Raw genomic sequence first — 14,905 nt, forward strand, 5'->3', positions numbered from 1 at the left:
CTGGCGTTGATTTTTGGCACGCTGTTGAGTTCTCAAGGAACGGACGCTTCCTTTGTACTCACCCTCTCGGGCTTTCCTCCGGGCGCTTCCCTTCGTTCTTGCGTTCCCGACTCTATCAGATCCTTTTCCGATCCGATTCCCTGTCGGGAGGGATTGTCGTGAGGCTCTGGGCTTTCGCCCGTCGGCCTTTCGACATTCACTACGTTAGCCGATTCCCCCGCCCGATTCATAATCGGGCTCCGTGGGCTCGAATTCGGGCATGCGGGCACGCCAAAAAACGACCCCGTTGAGGGTGTTCGTAGTAGTGGGTTGGCCGCTCCGGCTGCTGACTTCGCAGTACCCGGTTCAGCGGCTCGGGCCACGTTACGCGCCTCCCCCAAGGCGCGTCAACTTCGGCGGCGCCTCGGGACATGGGCCCGATAGGGGCTCACTGTCGGGTCGTTGGCGATCCAGTAGCGCCAGGGGTGGACGTCCCCGTTGCCGCCGTCGCCTGCCACACCGGTGCGTGGGCCGTTCCGCACCTGGTCGGAGGGGATGGGAGTGCCGGCGAGGACCCTCAGCGGCGTCTCGTCGGAGGCGCACGCGTCCGTGCCGTCCAGGGCTCGGTCCACGTCCAGTGCGGTGGCCAGGCGGGCCGGGCCTTTGGCCAGTTCCGTGTCGTTGCGGGCCGAGAGTCGACGTTTGCGAGCGAGCTCGGCGCCCTCGACGATCTCGCCTGCGCGGAGCAGTACCGCACTCGCCTGTCCGTCGGGGCCGCACACCAGGTTCATGCAGTGCCACATGCCGTAGGTGAAGTAGACGTAGACGTGTCCGGGAGGACCGAACATCACGTCATTGCGGGGCGTGCGGCCGCGATAGGCGTGGGAGCCGGGGTCGTTCGGGCCGTCGTAGGCCTCGACCTCCGTGAGGCGGAGGGTGATCGGACCGTCGGGGGTCGTGCGTACCAGGAGGCGGCCCAGGAGGTCGGGGGCGACTTCGAGGACGGGCCGGTCGAAGAAGTTCCTGGGGAGGGGCGTACGGTCGGGGGTCACGATCATGCCGTCCGAGGGTAGTGCAGACGGGTGGTCGCAACGGGGTGGTCAGGGGGCGTTCGCCTTGCCAGGGTGGGGCGCGGAACCGGCCACGGCCGGATCGCGTTTGTAGGGATCAAGGATCCACTCTGAAAAGAGGAGAGTCATGGCGTTCAAGAAGCTGCTCGCGAGCCTGGGGGCCGGTGGGGCTTCGGTCGAGACGGTGCTGACGGAGGTCAACGTCGTCCCGGGCGGTGTCGTCCAGGGTGAGGTGCGGATTCAGGGCGGGTCCGTGAAGCAGAACATCGAGGGCCTGTCCGTGGGCCTGCAGGCGCGGGTCGAGGTCGAGAGCCAGGACTCGGAGTACAAGCAGGACATCGAGTTCACGAAGATGCCGCTGGGTGGTGCCTTCGAGCTCCAGGCCGGGGCCGTGCACGCGGTGCCGTTCGGGCTGGAGATCCCGTGGGAGACGCCGGTCACCACGATCGACGGTCAGACGCTGCGCGGCATGAACATCGGCGTGACGACGGAGCTGTCGATCGCGCGGGCCGTGGACTCCACCGACCTGGACCCGATCAACGTGCACCCGCTGCCGGCGCAGAAGGCGATTCTCGACGCCTTCATCCAGCTGGGCTTCCGCTTCAAGAACGCGGACATGGAGCGCGGCCACATCCGGGGTACGCGGCAGAAGCTGCCGTTCTACCAGGAGATCGAGTTCTTCCCGCCGCAGCAGTACCGCGGTATCAACCAGGTCGAGTTGAGCTTCGTCGCGGACGAGCACACGATGGACGTCGTCCTCGAGATGGACAAGAAGCCGGGGCTGTTCAGCGCGGGCAGCGACACCTTCCGGTCGTTCCAGGTGGGTCTGAACGACTTCCAGGGGACGGACTGGGCGGCGTATCTCAACCAGTGGCTGTCCGAGGTCGGCAGCAAGCGCAACTGGTCCTAGGCTCGGAAGCGCTGATTCCACTGTTTCGTCAGGAGGTATCGAAGTGACCGAGCTCAAGAGGCGGCCGCTGCCCCACGACTTCCATCCGCCCGTGCCGTCCTTCACGGTCACGAGCGAGGACGTCGAGCAAGGCGGGATCCTCAGGGACGCTCAGGTCTACGCGGCCGGCAACACCTCGCCGCAGCTGCGCTGGGAGGGCTTCCCGGCCGAGACCAAGAGCTTCGCCGTGACCTGCTACGACCCCGATGCCCCTACGGGGAGCGGGTTCTGGCACTGGGTCGTCTTCGACATCCCGGCCTCGGTGACCGAGTTGCCTGCAGGGGCGGGCAGCGGCAAGTTCGAAGGGCTGCCGGAGGGTGCCGTACACGCGCGGAACGACTACGGGTCGAAGGACTTCGGTGGTGCCGCGCCGCCCGCCGGGGACGGGCCGCACCGCTATGTGTTCACGGTGTACGCCGTGGACCAGGAGAAGCTCGGACCGGACGAGGATGCCAGCCCGGCCGTCGTCGGGTTCAACCTGCGGTTCCACGCGATCGCGCGTGCCCATGTGATCGGTGAGTACGAGGTGCCCGCCGAAGCCTGACGTTCATGGAACGTTTGCCCGCCCCTGGTCATGGAATTGATCAGGGGCGGGCATTTTTTATTTCGTTGTCCATCTCGGCGTGCCCGGCCAGAGTTGATCCCAGCCCGCCAGGGGGTGGGCAGGTGCGCACGGGAGGTGGGCTGTTATGCGGGACACGCTGGTACTCAACGCGAGCTTCGAGCCGCTGTCGACGGTGACGTTGAACAAAGCCGTCGTTCTGGTGCTTCAGGACAAGGCCGTCGTCGAGCAGTCCCACCCCGAACTGCGCATGCGTGGAGCCGCGGTGGACATACCGGCGCCGCGGGTGATTCGGCTCTGCAGGTACGTACGGGTGCCGTTCCGAAGACAAGCGCCGTGGTCGAGGCGGGGTGTGCTGGTGCGGGACCGGCACCGGTGCGCGTACTGCGGGCGCAGGGCGACGACTGTGGACCATGTGGTGCCGAAGTCGCGGGGTGGGCAGGACACGTGGCTGAATACGGTGGCCTCGTGTGCGGAGGACAATCACCGGAAGGCGAATCGGACGCCGGACGAGGCAGGTATGCCGTTGCTTCGGGAGCCGTTCGAGCCGACGCCTGCCGATGCGATGTTGCTGACGCTGGGGGCCGACGAGTTTGCGGCGCTGCCGGATTGGCTGGCAGTGGACGCTGCGTGACTAATCGCCGTAGGGCCTGAGGTTGTTGCTTGGGTGCGGGTTGTCTGTGGCTGGTCGCGCAGTTCCCCGCGCCCCTGTAGGGCGATGGGGCCCGCCTTCTGAAGAAGGCGGGCCCCTGTTTGGCGTACGGCTGTCTCGGCGTCAGTCGATCGACGGCTTCTCTCGGCGTTCCGTCCCCGTGCCTGAGGCGCCGTTGCCCGAACCGCCGCCCAGGCCGCCCAGGTTGCCCATCGCGCCGGAGAGGCCCTTGAGGGCGTCGCCGATTTCGCTGGGGACGATCCAGAGCTTGTTGGCGTCGCCTTCGGCGATCTTCGGGAGCATCTGAAGGTACTGGTAGGAGAGGAGCTTCTGGTCGGGGTCGCCGGCGTGGATGGCTTCGAAGACCGTGCGGACCGCCTGGGCCTCGCCTTCCGCGCGCAGGGCGGCGGCCTTGGCCTCACCTTCGGCGCGCAGGATCTGGGACTGCTTCTCACCTTCGGCGGTGAGGATGGCGGCCTGGCGCGTACCTTCGGCGGTGAGGATCGCGGCGCGCTTGTCACGGTCGGCGCGCATCTGCTTCTCCATCGAGTCCTGGATGGAGGTGGGCGGTTCGATCGCCTTGAGCTCGACTCGGTTGACGCGGATGCCCCACTTGCCGGTCGCCTCGTCGAGGACGCCGCGCAGGGCCGCGTTGATCTCCTCGCGGGAGGTCAGGGTCCGCTCCAGGTCCATGCCGCCGATGATGTTGCGGAGTGTGGTGACCGTCAGCTGCTCGATCGCCTGGATGTAGCTGGCGACTTCGTAGGTGGCGGCGCGGGCGTCGGTCACCTGGTAGTAGATGACCGTGTCGATGTTCACGACCAGGTTGTCCTGGGTGATCACCGGCTGCGGCGGGAACGGTACGACCTGTTCGCGCAGGTCGATGCGGTTGCGGATGGTGTCGATGAACGGGACCACGATGTTGAGGCCCGCGTTGAGTGTCCGCGTGTAACGGCCGAAGCGTTCGACGATGGCCGCACTCGCCTGTGGGATGACCTGGATCGTCTTGATCAGGGCGATGAAAACCAACACCACCAGAATGATCAGGACGATGATGACCGGTTCCATCGTCGTTTCCCCGTACCCCTTCTCCGCTGCGGCAACTTCGGCAGATCTTACGGTTGTTGAAGATCTTGCTGGTCGAGTCTGACAGACCGTCGCGTGGCCCGTGGCGCGTTCGCGCCACTTACGTCGTGCGAGGTCACATGACGATCGCCGTGGCCCCCTCGATGTCCACGACGTCCACTTCCTGGCCTACTTCGTAGGCGCGGTCGGTGTCGAGGGAGCGTGCCGACCAGACCTCTCCGGCGAGCTTGATCCGGCCGCCGGAGGCGTCGACCCGCTCCAGTACGACGGCCTGTTTGCCCTTCAACGCCTCGATGCCGGTGGCGAGTTGGGGCCGCTGTGCGCGATGTCGGTTCGCGATGGGCCGTACGACGGCGATGAGTGCGGTCGAGATGACGACGAAGGACACGACCTGGACGACGGCGTCACCGCCGAAGATGCCGGCGACCACCGCGGCCGCGACGGCACCCACCGCCAGCATGCCGAGTTCGGGCATCGCCGTGATCACGAGCCCGATGCCGAGCGCTGCCGCGCCGATCAACCACCAAACCCACGCGTCGATTTCCACATGGTCATGGTAGGACCGCGGGCCCTGTCACGGACAGGGCGCCGATCAGTTTGAAGGGGCTTCTTACCGGGGTTTCTCGGGGTGAAGGGCCGGGTCAGGACAGGGGGAGGCCCTGTGCCGTCCAGCGGTCGCCAACCTGTTCGACGACGAGGGGGAGGCCGAAGCAGAGGGAGAGGTTGCGGGAGGTGAGTTCGAGTTCCATGGGGCCGGCGGCGAGGACCTTGCCCTGGCGGATCATCAGGACGTGGGTGAAGCCCGGGGGGATCTCCTCGACGTGGTGGGTGACCATGAGCATCGAGGGGGCGATCGGGTCGCGGGCGAGTCGGCCGAGGCGGCGGACGAGGTCCTCGCGGCCGCCGAGGTCGAGGCCGGCGGCGGGCTCGTCGAGGAGGAGCAGTTCGGGGTCGGCCATCAGGGCACGGGAGATCAGGGTGCGCTTGCGCTCGCCCTCGGAGAGGGTGCCGAACTTCCGGTCGAGGTACTCGCTCATGCCGAGGCGGTCGAGGAAGGCGCGGGCGCGCTGCTCGTCGATCTCCTCGTAGTCCTCGTTCCAGGTGGCGGTCATGCCGTACGCGGCGGTCAGCACGGTCTGCAGGACGGTCTGGCGCTTGGGCAGCTTCTCGGTCATGGCGATGCCGGCCATGCCGATGCGCGGGCGCAGCTCGAAGACGTCGGTGCCGGGCCTGCCGAGGGTCTCGCCGAGGATGGAGACGGATCCCTGGGTGGGGTAGAGGTAGCTGGACGCGAGGTTCAGGAGCGTGGTCTTGCCGGCGCCGTTGGGGCCGAGGATGACCCAGCGCTCGCCCTCCTTGACCGACCAGGAGACCTGGTCCACCAGAGCCCGGCCCTCGCGGACCACGGATACGTCCTGAAGCTCCAGAACATCGCTCATGAGCGCGTTGTCTCCCCTTGCTGTGACCGGTCTCGGCGTCTCGGCGTCTCAGTGGTCGCTGGCGCCTGTGGGCGCAGCCCTCAAGGAAATCTACGCCACCGGTCCACCGCTTCATTCCATCGGTCCTGTCCTTAGGGTGGAGGCATGCTCTCGGAACCACGTTCAGGACGCCTTGCCGCTTGGGGAAATGCCCTTTTGGCCGGACTTGTCTCGCCGGATGACGCTGTGCTCGAGATCGTCGGGGACGACGTCGTGCACCGGGTGGAGGGGCTGCCGGGTGAGTCGGCGCCCGTCGGGCTCACGCTGGCGCTGGGGCGGCTGCGGGCGCTCGGGGTGAGCGGGCTGCGGGTCGCGCTGCCGGCGCCGGGGCATCCGCTGGGGCTGAGCGGGCCGCCGGAGTTCAACGCGCGGGCGCTGGATGCCGAGGAGGCCGTGATCTGTCACGGCGCCGCGTGGGGGTTGGTGCCCGAGGTGTACGAGGCCGGGCCCGACGGTGATGTACATGTCGAGGTCGTCTGGCATGTACTGCCCGTACGGGAGGCGCCGCCCGCGGATGTGCCGTCGCTGGGTGAGGCCGAGCGGGAGCTGGCCGAGGCCCTGCGGGATGCGACGGACGTGTTGGCGCGGCTGGATGTGGCCGGGTCGGGGCCGGTGGCCGAGGCGGCGATCGACGCGTATCGGGCTCGGGCCGAGCGGGGGCGGGAGGTGCTGGCGCCGGGGTATCCGCCGCGGGCGGTGCGGGTGCTGGAGCTTGCGCAGCGGGTGGGGTTGTTGGTTTCGCTGGCGTATGAGAACGGGCACGGGGGTGCGGTCAGCTCCGCGGAGATGGGGGCGCGGGCCGCTGCGTTGCGGCCGGTGGAGCGGGTGGCTCGGCGGGCTCAGGTCGCTGCGTACAACTCCGTTGTGGAGGAGCGGGAGCGGGGCGTGAGGTGAGCGCGGGATGTCCTCGTGACCGGCATTGATGTGACCGTGCCTGGGGACTCCGCCCCCAGACCCCCGTATCGGCCCTGAACGGGCCTCGCCCTCAAACGCCGGACGGGCTGAATACAACTGACCGGCCTCCCGAGAAAGCCCGGGAGGCCGGAGGTCACTGCTCGCTTCGGGGTGGTCGTCAGCGGTTGACGGCCAGGTTGTCGAAGGCGGGGTTCAGCAGGCCGACGACGTTCACGGTGTTGCCCGACACGTTGGCCGGGATGTGGACCGGGGCCTGGACCAGGTTGCCCGAGCCGATGCCCGGGGAGCCCACGGCCTTGCCGTCGGCGTGCGCGCCGCTGGTGGCGGAGGCCATACCGGCCCCGGCGGCCAGCAGGCCACCCGCCACCATCGTCACGGCCGCTGCCTTCTTCAGGTTCTTCACTTCTGAGTCCTCCTTGCGATTGCCGCGGCAGTCGCCGCAGCACGCACTGGAAAACGGCGGAGAGCCCCGGAGGATGCGCCATCTGGGGGACATTCCCACGACGGTATGAATCTCAGTCCGGAGCGGAACCCTCCGTATTGCCGTCCGTCATGCCCTGCGGAGAGCGTTTCAGCCGGTCACGCCATGGCGTACGGCCCACAGCGCGGCCTGGGTGCGGTCTGCCAGGTCGAGCTTCATCAGGATGTTCGAGACGTGTGTCTTGACGGTCTTCTCCGACAGGACCAGGGCTCTGGCTATCTCGCGGTTCGAGCGGCCGTCCGCGATCAGGCCGAGGACCTCGCGCTCGCGCTCCGTCAGCGAGCCGCCTCTCCCCTGGCCCGCGTTGGCCTCCTCCTGGGACAACAGGGCGCCCGCGACCTCGGGTTGGAGCAGGATGTGCCCGGCGTGGACCGAGCGGATGGCTCCGGCGAGGGCGTCCGGGTCCACGTCCTTGTAGACGTACCCGGCGGCGCCCGCGCGCAGGGCCGGGATCACCGTGCGCTGTTCGGTGAAGCTGGTGACGATCAGCACGCGCGCGGGGTTGTCGAGTTCGCGGAGCTTGCGCAGGGCGTCGACGCCGTCCATGCCCGGCATCTTGACGTCCATGAGGACGACGTCCGGCTTGAGTTCCTGCGCGCGGGCCACTCCCTCGGCGCCGTCGGCGGCCTCGCCCACGACCTCGATGTCGTCCTGCACTTCGAGGAAGGTGCGCAGGCCCCGGCGGACCACCTGGTGGTCGTCGACGAGCAGCACCCTGATTGCGTCAGCCACCGGGGACCTCCATCTCGATCGTGGTGCCCTTGCCGGGCGCCGATTCCACGGTCAGCGTGCCGCCGACCCCGTTCGTGCGGTCCCGCATGGAGACCAGGCCGAGGTGGCGGCCGGCTCGGCGTATCGCCTTCGGGTCGAAGCCGGTGCCGTTGTCCGTGACCCGCAGGACGGCTCCGCTGCCGCGCCGGTCCAGTGTCACGTCGACGTGCTCGGCTCCGGAGTGCCGCAGGGCGTTGTGCAGGGCCTCCTGGGCGACGCGCAGGACGGCCTCCTCCTGGGTGGCGGGCAGGGCCTTCACGCCACGGCCGGCGAAGGTCACGCGCGCGGTGTGGGCGCGGTCGAGGACCTGGATCTGGGTGCGCAGGGTGGCGACGAGGCCGTCCTCGTCTAGGGCGGCGGGGCGCAACTCCACGACGGCGGCGCGGAGTTCGTCGGCGGCCTCGGCGGCGAGCGCGGCCACCTGGTGCAGCTCGTCCTTGGCGCGGGACGGGTCGCGGTCGATGAGGGCAGCGGCGGCCTGGGCCGTCAGACGCAGGGAGAACAGCTTCTGGCTGACCGCGTCGTGCAGTTCGTGGGCGAGGCGGGAGCGTTCCTCGGCGATGGTCAGCTCGCGGCTGCGTTCGTAGAGGCGGGCGTTGGTGAGGGCGATCGCGGCGTGCTGGGCGAGGATGCCGAGGAGGTCCTCGTCCTCCTCGGTGAAGCCGCAGCCTCCCTCCGGCTTCGGGCCCGGGGGGTGACCCCCCACAGAACGCAGCTTGTTGGCCAGGAAGAGCGCGCCGATGACCTCGTCGCCGTCGCGGATGGGCAGTCCGAGGAAGTCGGACATGTCGGGGTGAGCCGTCGGCCAGCCCTCGAAGCGGGGGTCCTCGCGCACGTCGGCGAGGCGCTCGACCTCGGCCTCCTGGAGCATCGCGGCGAGGATGCCGTGCTGGCGCGGGAGGGGCCCGATGGCCTTCCACTGCTCGTCGCTGACGCCGTCGACCACGAACTGGGCGAAGCCGCCGTGGTCGTCCGGGACGCCGAGCGCGGCGTACTGCGCGCCGAGCAGCTCGCGGGCCGAGGCGACGATCGTTTTGAGGACGTCGCGCACCTCGAGATGCCTGCTCATGGCCAGCAACGCGGAGCTCACCGCGGCGAGGCCGGACCTGGGGCCTTGACTCATGCCCTCACGGTACCGGCGGGGTGTGACAGGCGGATCGGACCTGTGACGGCGGCCGACTGGGGCGGCGGTCCTAGTCCTCTGGTCCCGGGTTCCGGGTCGTAGGGCGAACGGCCCCGGGTGCGCGGCGTAGGACGAAGGGCCCCACGGCTTTGCGGCCCGCGTCCGAGGCGGGGCGGGTCTGCCGGTTCCTACGTTGAGGACACCGCCGACCGAGGCGGAGTGGAACGAGGGGACGGTTGTCATGCCGGTAGCGATCATTACGGGGGCATCGAAGGGGCTGGGGCGGGCGCTCGCCGAGGCGCTGGCCGCGCGCGGCTGGGATCTGGTGCTCGACGCCAGGACTCCCGAGGTGCTCCATGAGGCGGCGGCCGGGCTTCGGGCGTACGTCACGCGCGTGACGGCGGTGCCGGGGGATGTCACGGACGCCGGGCACAGGTCCGAGCTGGTGGCGGCCGCATGGCGGCTGGGCGGCGTCGACCTGCTGGTGAGCAACGCCAGCGCGCTGGGCGCCGAGCCGCTGGTACGGCTGGACGAGCTGCGCCTGGAGGGGCTGCGGCGGGCGCTGGAGGTGAACGTCGTCGGCGCGCTCGGCCTGGTCCAGGAGGCGCTGCCGCTGCTGCGGGCGTCCGGGACGGGCACGGTGATCACCGTCAGCTCGGACGCGGCCGTCGAGGCGTACGAGACATGGGGTGGGTACGGGGCGTCGAAGGCCGCCCTGGACCATCTCGCGGCGGTGCTCGGCGAGGAGGAGCCGGGGCTGCGGGTGTGGGCGGTCGATCCCGGGGACATGGCCACGGACCTGTACGCGGCGGCCGTACCGGACGACGAAGATCCGCGGCCGACGCCGGCCGGTGTGGTGCCGGCCTTCCTGCGACTGCTGGACGAGCGTCCGGCGAGCGGCCGCTACGCGGCTCCGGCTCTGCTGGAGGGACGGCGATGACGCTGGCGGTGCACGTGCCGGATGAGCTGTCGGCCCGGGTGCCGGCCGAGCAGCGTGGGCCGGGGCTGGACCGGGATGCCGTACGGCTGCTGGTGTCGCGTGGGACCGAGGTGTCGCACCACGTGTTCGGCGAGCTGCCGCGGCTGTTGCGGGCCGGGGATCTTCTGGTCGTCAACACGTCTCAGACGCTGGCCGCCGCCGTGGACGGGCGGATCGGGGACGCGCGCGTGGTGGTGCACTTCTCCACGCGCGGTGACGACGGGCGGTGGGCGGTCGAGCTGCGGGATCCCGACGAGCGGGGCACCACGCGCGCGCGTGCGGGAGGGCCCGCGGGGACTGAGGTCCGGCTGCCGGGTGGGCTGCGGCTGGTGCTGGAGGAGCCGCTGAGCGTGGGGAGCGAGCGGCTGTGGTGGGCGCGGGCCGGCGGGTCCCAGGAGGCCGACCCGGGGAGAGCCAGGTCCCAGGGCGCGGGAGTCCTCGGCGTGATGCGGGAGTACGGGCGGCCGATTCGTTACTCCTATACGGAGCGGGACCAGCCGTTGTCCGTCTACCAGACGGTGTTCGCGCTGCCGTCGGCCGACGGGGCGGGCAGCGCGGAGATGCCGAGCGCGGCGCGGCCCTTCACGCTGCGGATGGTGACGGAGCTGGTGAGCCGGGGTGTGCAGTTCGCGCCGATCACGCTGCACACCGGGGTGGCCTCGGCGGAGGCGCACGAGCCGCCGTATCCGGAGCGGTTCGCGGTGCCGCAGGCGTCGGCGCGGCTGATCAACGCGGCGAAGGCGGGAGGCAGGCGGATCGTCGCCGTCGGGACCACGGCCGTGCGGGCCGTGGAGTCGGCGGCGGGCGCCGACGGGGTCGTACGCGCGCGTGAAGGGTGGACGGATCTCGTCGTGACCCCGGAGCGCGGAGTGCGGGTGGTGGACGGGCTGCTGACCGGGCTGCACGAGCCGGAGGCCTCGCATCTGCTGATGCTGGAGGCGGTCGCGGGACGGGCGGCGATCGACCGCAGCTACGAGGAGGCGCTGCGCGGGCTCTACCTGTGGCACGAGTTCGGCGACGTGCACCTCATCCTCACGACGGAGAGCCCTCACTAAGAGCATTGCGCCAGCAACTGCCGGTGAGACTGTTACGGGGCTGATGTGAGCCCGCGCATAGGGCGCACGTCACGTACGAAAGTCCGTAGTAGGTGACGACGTCCCTTTTGAGCGGGACAGACAGTCCTGTCTGTCCTGATTTGCCCCTCACGGGTCCACTATCGAGGATCGTACGTCACACCTTTGCCAGGCAATTTTGCGGCCGCTAAGAATTGCTGACGTCGCTCAACGCCGCGGGTTCCGCCCGCGGCGTTTGTGCAGGAAGCACCCGTGTCCCCCGTCGGACAGCGAGCGACCTCCGCGCTATTCGAAGAGGTCCATCTGCCATGCTCAAGAACACCAACAACCGTGGTCTCAGTCGTGCGCTGAACAAGCGGCACAAGATCGCGATCGCCGGTGTCGCCACGCTCGGCGCCGCCGCCCTGGCCTTCTCGGCCGTTCCCGGCAACGGGGGGACGACCACGGCCGAGGCCCCCGCGGGCCAGGTGGCGTACAGCAGTGAGCAGATAAAGGACGTCAAGGGCAGCGTCACCGACCAGCTCGCCGGCGACACGGTGAAGGCCGAGGAGATGTCGGCCAAGCACAAGGCCGCCGTGGCCGCCGCCAAGCACCGGGCCGCGGTGGCCCACGACAAGCACGTGGCCGCCGAAGCCGCCGCCAAGAAGAGGGCCGCCGAGGCTGCCGCCAAGAAGAAGGCCGAGGCCGCGCGCAAGGCGAAGGAGGCCGCCAGCCGGTCCACCGAGCGGGTCCAGGTCAAGCCGGTCGCCGCCAAGACCTACGCCAACAACCTCGACGGCTGGATCCGCGAGGCCCTGGACATCATGAAGAAGCACGACATCCCGGGCACCTACAACGGCCTGTACCGCAACATCATGCGGGAGTCCTCCGGCAACCCGAACGCCATCAACAACTGGGACATCAACGCCCAGAACGGCGTTCCGTCGATCGGTCTGCTCCAGGTCATCAAGCCGACCTTCGACGCGTACCACGTCCCCGGCACGGCCTTCAGCCAGTACGACCCGGTCGCCAACCTCACCGCCGCCGCCAACTACGCGGCCGACCGGTACGGCTCGATCGACAACGTCAACAGCGCGTACTGACCGAGGTAGGCGCGGGCCTCTGCTCCGTACGCCGAAGGGCGGCACCCTCCTGACGGGGTGCCGCCCTTCGGGCGTCGTACGACGCGGCCGGCCGCAGGTCAGCGGCTACTTGCGCATGACCTCGGGCTCGTGCCGGCGCAGGAAGCGGGCCACGAAGATGCCGCAGATCACGCCGAGGGCGATCAGCGCGAGCATGTCCATGGTCCAGGCGCCGACGGTGTGCTCCCACAGCGGGTCGTTGCTCTCGCCCTTGTCGGGCGGGCTGATCTTGTTGAAGTCGAGCGTGGCGCCCGCGGCACCCACCGCCCAGCGCGACGGCATCAGGTACGAGAACTGGTTGACGCCGATCGAGCCGTTGAGGGCGAACAGGCAGCCCGTGAAGACGACCTGGATGATCGCGAACATGACCAGCAGCGGCATCGTCTTCTCGGCGGTCTTCACCAGCGCCGAGATGATCAGGCCGAACATCATCGAGGTGAAGCCCAGCGCCATGATCGGCAGGGAGAGCTCCAGGAGCGTCAGGTTGCCGAGGACCAGACCCTCCTCGGGGATCTCCCGGCTGGCGAAGCCGATCACGCCGACCATCAGGCCCTGCAGCACGGTGATCATGCCGAGCACGAACACCTTGGACATCAGGTACGCCGAGCGGGACAGGCCGGTCGCGCGCTCCCGTTCGTAGATGACCCGTTCCTTGATCAGCTCGCGCACGGAGTTCGCGGCACCGGCGAAGCAGGCGCCGACCGCGAGGATCAGCAGAACGGTGGTGGCCGTGCCGTTCGGGATGATCCGGCCGGTCTGCGGGTTGGCCGGGTTGGGCAGCAGGTCCTTGCCCGAGTCGATGAGCAGGCTCACCGCGCCGAGGACGCCCGGCAGGATCACCATCAGGGCCAGGAAACCCTTGTCGGAGGCGATCACCGCGACGTAGCGGCGCACCAGCGTCAGGAACTGGGACAGCCAGCCCTGGGGCTTGGGCGGCTTCATCGCCTGCATCGGCGGCATCTGTACGGACTGTGGTGCGACGGCGTCGATGTCCGCGGCGTACATCTGGTAGTGCTGCGAGCCCTTCCAGCGTCCCGCCCAGTCGTAGTCGCGGTAGTTCTCGAAGGCGGAGAAGACGTCGGCCCAGCTGTCGTAGCCGAAGAAGTTCAGCGCCTCCTCGGGCGGGCCGAAGTAGGCGACCGCACCGCCCGGCGCCATCACCAGGAGCTTGTCGCACAGCGCCAGCTCGGCCACGGAGTGGGTGACGACGAGGACGGTGCGGCCGTCGTCGGCGAGGCCGCGCAGCAGTTGCATGACGTCGCGGTCCATGCCCGGGTCGAGGCCCGAGGTGGGCTCGTCGAGGAAGATCAGCGACGGCTTGGTGAGCAGCTCCAGGGCCACCGAGACGCGCTTGCGCTGGCCGCCGGAGAGCGAGGTGACCTTCTTCTCCTTGTGGATGTCGAGCTTCAGCTCGCGCAGCACCTCGTCGATGCGGGCCTCGCGCTCCTTGCCGGTGGTGTCGGCGGGGAAGCGGAGCTTGGCCGCGTACTTGAGGGCCTTCTTGACGGTCAGCTCCTTGTGCAGGATGTCGTCCTGCGGGACCAGACCGATGCGCTGACGCAGCTCGGCGAACTGCTTGTACAGGTTCCGGTTGTCGTAGAGGACGTCGCCCTGGTTGGCGGGCCGGTAGCCGGTGAGGGCCTTGAGCAGGGTCGACTTGCCGGAACCGGACGGTCCGATGACCGCGATGAGGGACTTCTCGGGGACGCCGAAAGAGACGTCCTTGAGGATCTGCTTGCCGCCGTCGACCGTGACGGTCAGGTGGCGCGCGGAGAAGGAGACCTCACCGGTGTCGACGAACTCCTCGAGGCGGTCGCCGACGATACGGAACGTGGAGTGACCGACACCGACGATGTCCGCCGGGCCGAGCATCGCCGAGCCGCCCTTGGCGATCGGCTGGCCGTTGACGTACGTGCCGTTGTGGGAGCCGAGGTCGCGGATCTCCATACGGCCGTCGGGCGTCGAGTGGAACTCGGCGTGGTGGCGGGAGACCTGCAGGTCGGAGACGACCAGCTCGTTCTCCAGGGCACGGCCGATGCGCATGACGCGGCCGACGGAGAACTGGTGGAACGTGGTGGGGCTGCGGTCGCCGTAGACCGGCGGCGCCCCCGCGCCACCACCGGGGCCCTGCTGCTGCGGAACCTTCGCGACGGACTGCGGCTGTTGCTGCGGCTGCTGCCAGCCGGCCTGCGGGGCCTGCTGGTACGGAGCCTGCTGGGGAGCCGGTGCCTGCTGGGCCCAGCCCGCCGGTGCGCCCTGCGCGGCGTACGGCTGCTGCTGGGGCTGCTGCGGCTGGGCCTGCGGCGAGGCGACGGCGGCCGTGGTGCCGGAGAGGTCCAGGCGCGGTCCGTCGGTCGCGTTGCCCAGGTGCACGGCCGAGCCGGGGCCGATCTCCAGGTGGTGGATCCGCTGCCCCTGCACGAACGTGCCGTTGGTGCTGCCGTGGTCCTCGATGACCCAACTACGGCCGTTCCAGCTGATGGTGGCGTGCCGCCAGGAGACCCTGGCGTCGTCGAACACTATGTCGCCCTGCGGATCGCGTCCGAGGCTGTAGGACCTGGACGCATCGAGCGTCCAGGTCCGTCCGTTGAATTCCAGTACGAGTTCCGGCACTCCATGCCCCACTGAGTAGTCCCCCGAGTTACCCCCAACACAGGGAGTCTAGG

General features: G+C 69.2%; 15 protein-coding genes. 7 read left to right on the top strand and 8 right to left on the bottom strand.

All coding sequences use genetic code 11. The features are described 5' to 3' along the window. Positions 1 to 386: 386 nt before the first annotated feature. On the bottom strand, positions 387 to 1,037 hold the full coding sequence (locus ACIREI_RS43605; RefSeq protein WP_403345645.1) for a DNA-3-methyladenine glycosylase: 651 nt from the start codon (positions 1,035 to 1,037) through the stop codon (positions 387 to 389). A gap of 139 nt (positions 1,038 to 1,176) precedes the next feature. Between ACIREI_RS43605 and ACIREI_RS43610 the strand changes: the two genes are divergently transcribed. The 3 genes from ACIREI_RS43610 to ACIREI_RS43620 all read left to right on the top strand — a co-directional run bounded on the left by ACIREI_RS43610 (position 1,177) and on the right by ACIREI_RS43620 (position 3,194). Beyond that, positions 1,177 to 1,959 (top strand): sporulation protein, encoded by a 783-nt coding sequence (locus tag ACIREI_RS43610; RefSeq protein ID WP_403345647.1) that lies wholly within the window; start codon positions 1,177 to 1,179, stop codon positions 1,957 to 1,959. Between the two features lie 43 nt (positions 1,960 to 2,002). Next, entirely contained in the window at positions 2,003 to 2,542 is a 540-nt protein-coding gene (locus tag ACIREI_RS43615; protein WP_403345649.1) for a YbhB/YbcL family Raf kinase inhibitor-like protein, read from the top strand. A 145-nt stretch (positions 2,543 to 2,687) separates the two neighbouring features. Continuing rightward, entirely contained in the window at positions 2,688 to 3,194 is a 507-nt protein-coding gene (locus ACIREI_RS43620; RefSeq protein WP_403345651.1) for an HNH endonuclease, read from the top strand. 141 nt (positions 3,195 to 3,335) lie between these two features. On the opposite strand, the gene ACIREI_RS43625 is transcribed toward ACIREI_RS43620, so the two are convergent. From ACIREI_RS43625 to ACIREI_RS43635, 3 genes are all read right to left on the bottom strand, one after another. Further along, positions 3,336 to 4,280, bottom strand: coding sequence for an SPFH domain-containing protein (locus ACIREI_RS43625; RefSeq protein ID WP_394727479.1), 945 nt, complete (start codon positions 4,278 to 4,280; stop codon positions 3,336 to 3,338). A gap of 133 nt (positions 4,281 to 4,413) precedes the next feature. Next, on the bottom strand, positions 4,414 to 4,845 hold the full coding sequence (locus ACIREI_RS43630) for an NfeD family protein (RefSeq protein WP_403345653.1): 432 nt from the start codon (positions 4,843 to 4,845) through the stop codon (positions 4,414 to 4,416). A 94-nt stretch (positions 4,846 to 4,939) separates the two neighbouring features. Then, positions 4,940 to 5,737 carry an ABC transporter ATP-binding protein gene (locus ACIREI_RS43635; protein WP_403345655.1) on the bottom strand — a complete coding sequence of 266 codons (798 nt, stop codon included), beginning with the start codon at positions 5,735 to 5,737 and terminating at the stop codon, positions 4,940 to 4,942. Between the two features lie 144 nt (positions 5,738 to 5,881). On the opposite strand from ACIREI_RS43635, the gene ACIREI_RS43640 reads away from it, so the two are divergent. Then, positions 5,882 to 6,670, top strand: coding sequence for a hypothetical protein (locus ACIREI_RS43640; RefSeq protein ID WP_403345656.1), 789 nt, complete (start codon positions 5,882 to 5,884; stop codon positions 6,668 to 6,670). A gap of 178 nt (positions 6,671 to 6,848) precedes the next feature. On the opposite strand, the gene ACIREI_RS43645 is transcribed toward ACIREI_RS43640, so the two are convergent. The 3 genes from ACIREI_RS43645 to ACIREI_RS43655 form a co-directional block, all read right to left on the bottom strand. Further along, a complete protein-coding gene (locus ACIREI_RS43645) occupies positions 6,849 to 7,094 on the bottom strand; it encodes a chaplin (RefSeq protein WP_302001738.1) in 246 nt (81 codons plus the stop codon). Between the two features lie 168 nt (positions 7,095 to 7,262). After that, positions 7,263 to 7,904 carry a response regulator gene (locus ACIREI_RS43650; RefSeq protein ID WP_403345658.1) on the bottom strand — a complete coding sequence of 214 codons (642 nt, stop codon included), beginning with the start codon at positions 7,902 to 7,904 and terminating at the stop codon, positions 7,263 to 7,265. Next, the gene (locus ACIREI_RS43655; RefSeq protein WP_403345660.1) at positions 7,897 to 9,066 is read right to left on the bottom strand and encodes a GAF domain-containing sensor histidine kinase; all 1,170 of its coding nucleotides are present in this window, start codon (positions 9,064 to 9,066) and stop codon (positions 7,897 to 7,899) included. Before ACIREI_RS43655 ends, ACIREI_RS43650 begins: the two co-directional genes overlap by 8 nt. A 241-nt stretch (positions 9,067 to 9,307) precedes the next feature. Between ACIREI_RS43655 and ACIREI_RS43660 the strand changes: the two genes are divergently transcribed. The 3 genes from ACIREI_RS43660 to ACIREI_RS43670 all read left to right on the top strand — a co-directional run bounded on the left by ACIREI_RS43660 (position 9,308) and on the right by ACIREI_RS43670 (position 12,200). Then, positions 9,308 to 10,006, top strand: a complete 699-nt coding sequence (locus ACIREI_RS43660; RefSeq protein WP_403345662.1) for an SDR family NAD(P)-dependent oxidoreductase — start codon at positions 9,308 to 9,310, stop codon at positions 10,004 to 10,006. Beyond that, complete coding sequence (locus tag ACIREI_RS43665; protein WP_403345663.1) at positions 10,003 to 11,100, top strand: S-adenosylmethionine:tRNA ribosyltransferase-isomerase; 1,098 nt, start codon at positions 10,003 to 10,005, stop codon at positions 11,098 to 11,100. Before ACIREI_RS43660 ends, ACIREI_RS43665 begins: the two co-directional genes overlap by 4 nt. A gap of 326 nt (positions 11,101 to 11,426) precedes the next feature. Next, the gene (locus tag ACIREI_RS43670; protein WP_403345665.1) at positions 11,427 to 12,200 is read left to right on the top strand and encodes a transglycosylase SLT domain-containing protein; all 774 of its coding nucleotides are present in this window, start codon (positions 11,427 to 11,429) and stop codon (positions 12,198 to 12,200) included. 105 nt (positions 12,201 to 12,305) lie between these two features. Here ACIREI_RS43670 and ACIREI_RS43675 read toward each other — a convergent pair whose 3' ends face one another. Continuing rightward, entirely contained in the window at positions 12,306 to 14,852 is a 2,547-nt protein-coding gene (locus ACIREI_RS43675; RefSeq protein WP_403345667.1) for an FHA domain-containing protein, read from the bottom strand. Between the last annotated feature and the right edge of the window lie 53 nt (positions 14,853 to 14,905).

It is taken from the genome of Streptomyces sp. NPDC093591 (assembly GCF_044764885.1).
Classification (GTDB): Bacteria; Actinomycetota; Actinomycetes; order Streptomycetales; family Streptomycetaceae; genus Streptomyces.

Coding starts and splice junctions, on each gene's coding strand:
- ACIREI_RS43610 (WP_403345647.1), top strand. CDS start 1,177: ATGGCGTTCAAGAAGCTGCTCGCGAGCCTGGGGGCCGGTGGGGCTTCG.
- ACIREI_RS43655 (WP_403345660.1), bottom strand. CDS start 9,066: ATGAGTCAAGGCCCCAGGTCCGGCCTCGCCGCGGTGAGCTCCGCGTTG.
- ACIREI_RS43625 (WP_394727479.1), bottom strand. CDS start 4,280: ATGGAACCGGTCATCATCGTCCTGATCATTCTGGTGGTGTTGGTTTTC.
- ACIREI_RS43605 (WP_403345645.1), bottom strand. CDS start 1,037: ATGATCGTGACCCCCGACCGTACGCCCCTCCCCAGGAACTTCTTCGAC.
- ACIREI_RS43670 (WP_403345665.1), top strand. CDS start 11,427: ATGCTCAAGAACACCAACAACCGTGGTCTCAGTCGTGCGCTGAACAAG.
- ACIREI_RS43635 (WP_403345655.1), bottom strand. CDS start 5,737: ATGAGCGATGTTCTGGAGCTTCAGGACGTATCCGTGGTCCGCGAGGGC.
- ACIREI_RS43660 (WP_403345662.1), top strand. CDS start 9,308: ATGCCGGTAGCGATCATTACGGGGGCATCGAAGGGGCTGGGGCGGGCG.
- ACIREI_RS43620 (WP_403345651.1), top strand. CDS start 2,688: ATGCGGGACACGCTGGTACTCAACGCGAGCTTCGAGCCGCTGTCGACG.
- ACIREI_RS43665 (WP_403345663.1), top strand. CDS start 10,003: ATGACGCTGGCGGTGCACGTGCCGGATGAGCTGTCGGCCCGGGTGCCG.
- ACIREI_RS43640 (WP_403345656.1), top strand. CDS start 5,882: ATGCTCTCGGAACCACGTTCAGGACGCCTTGCCGCTTGGGGAAATGCC.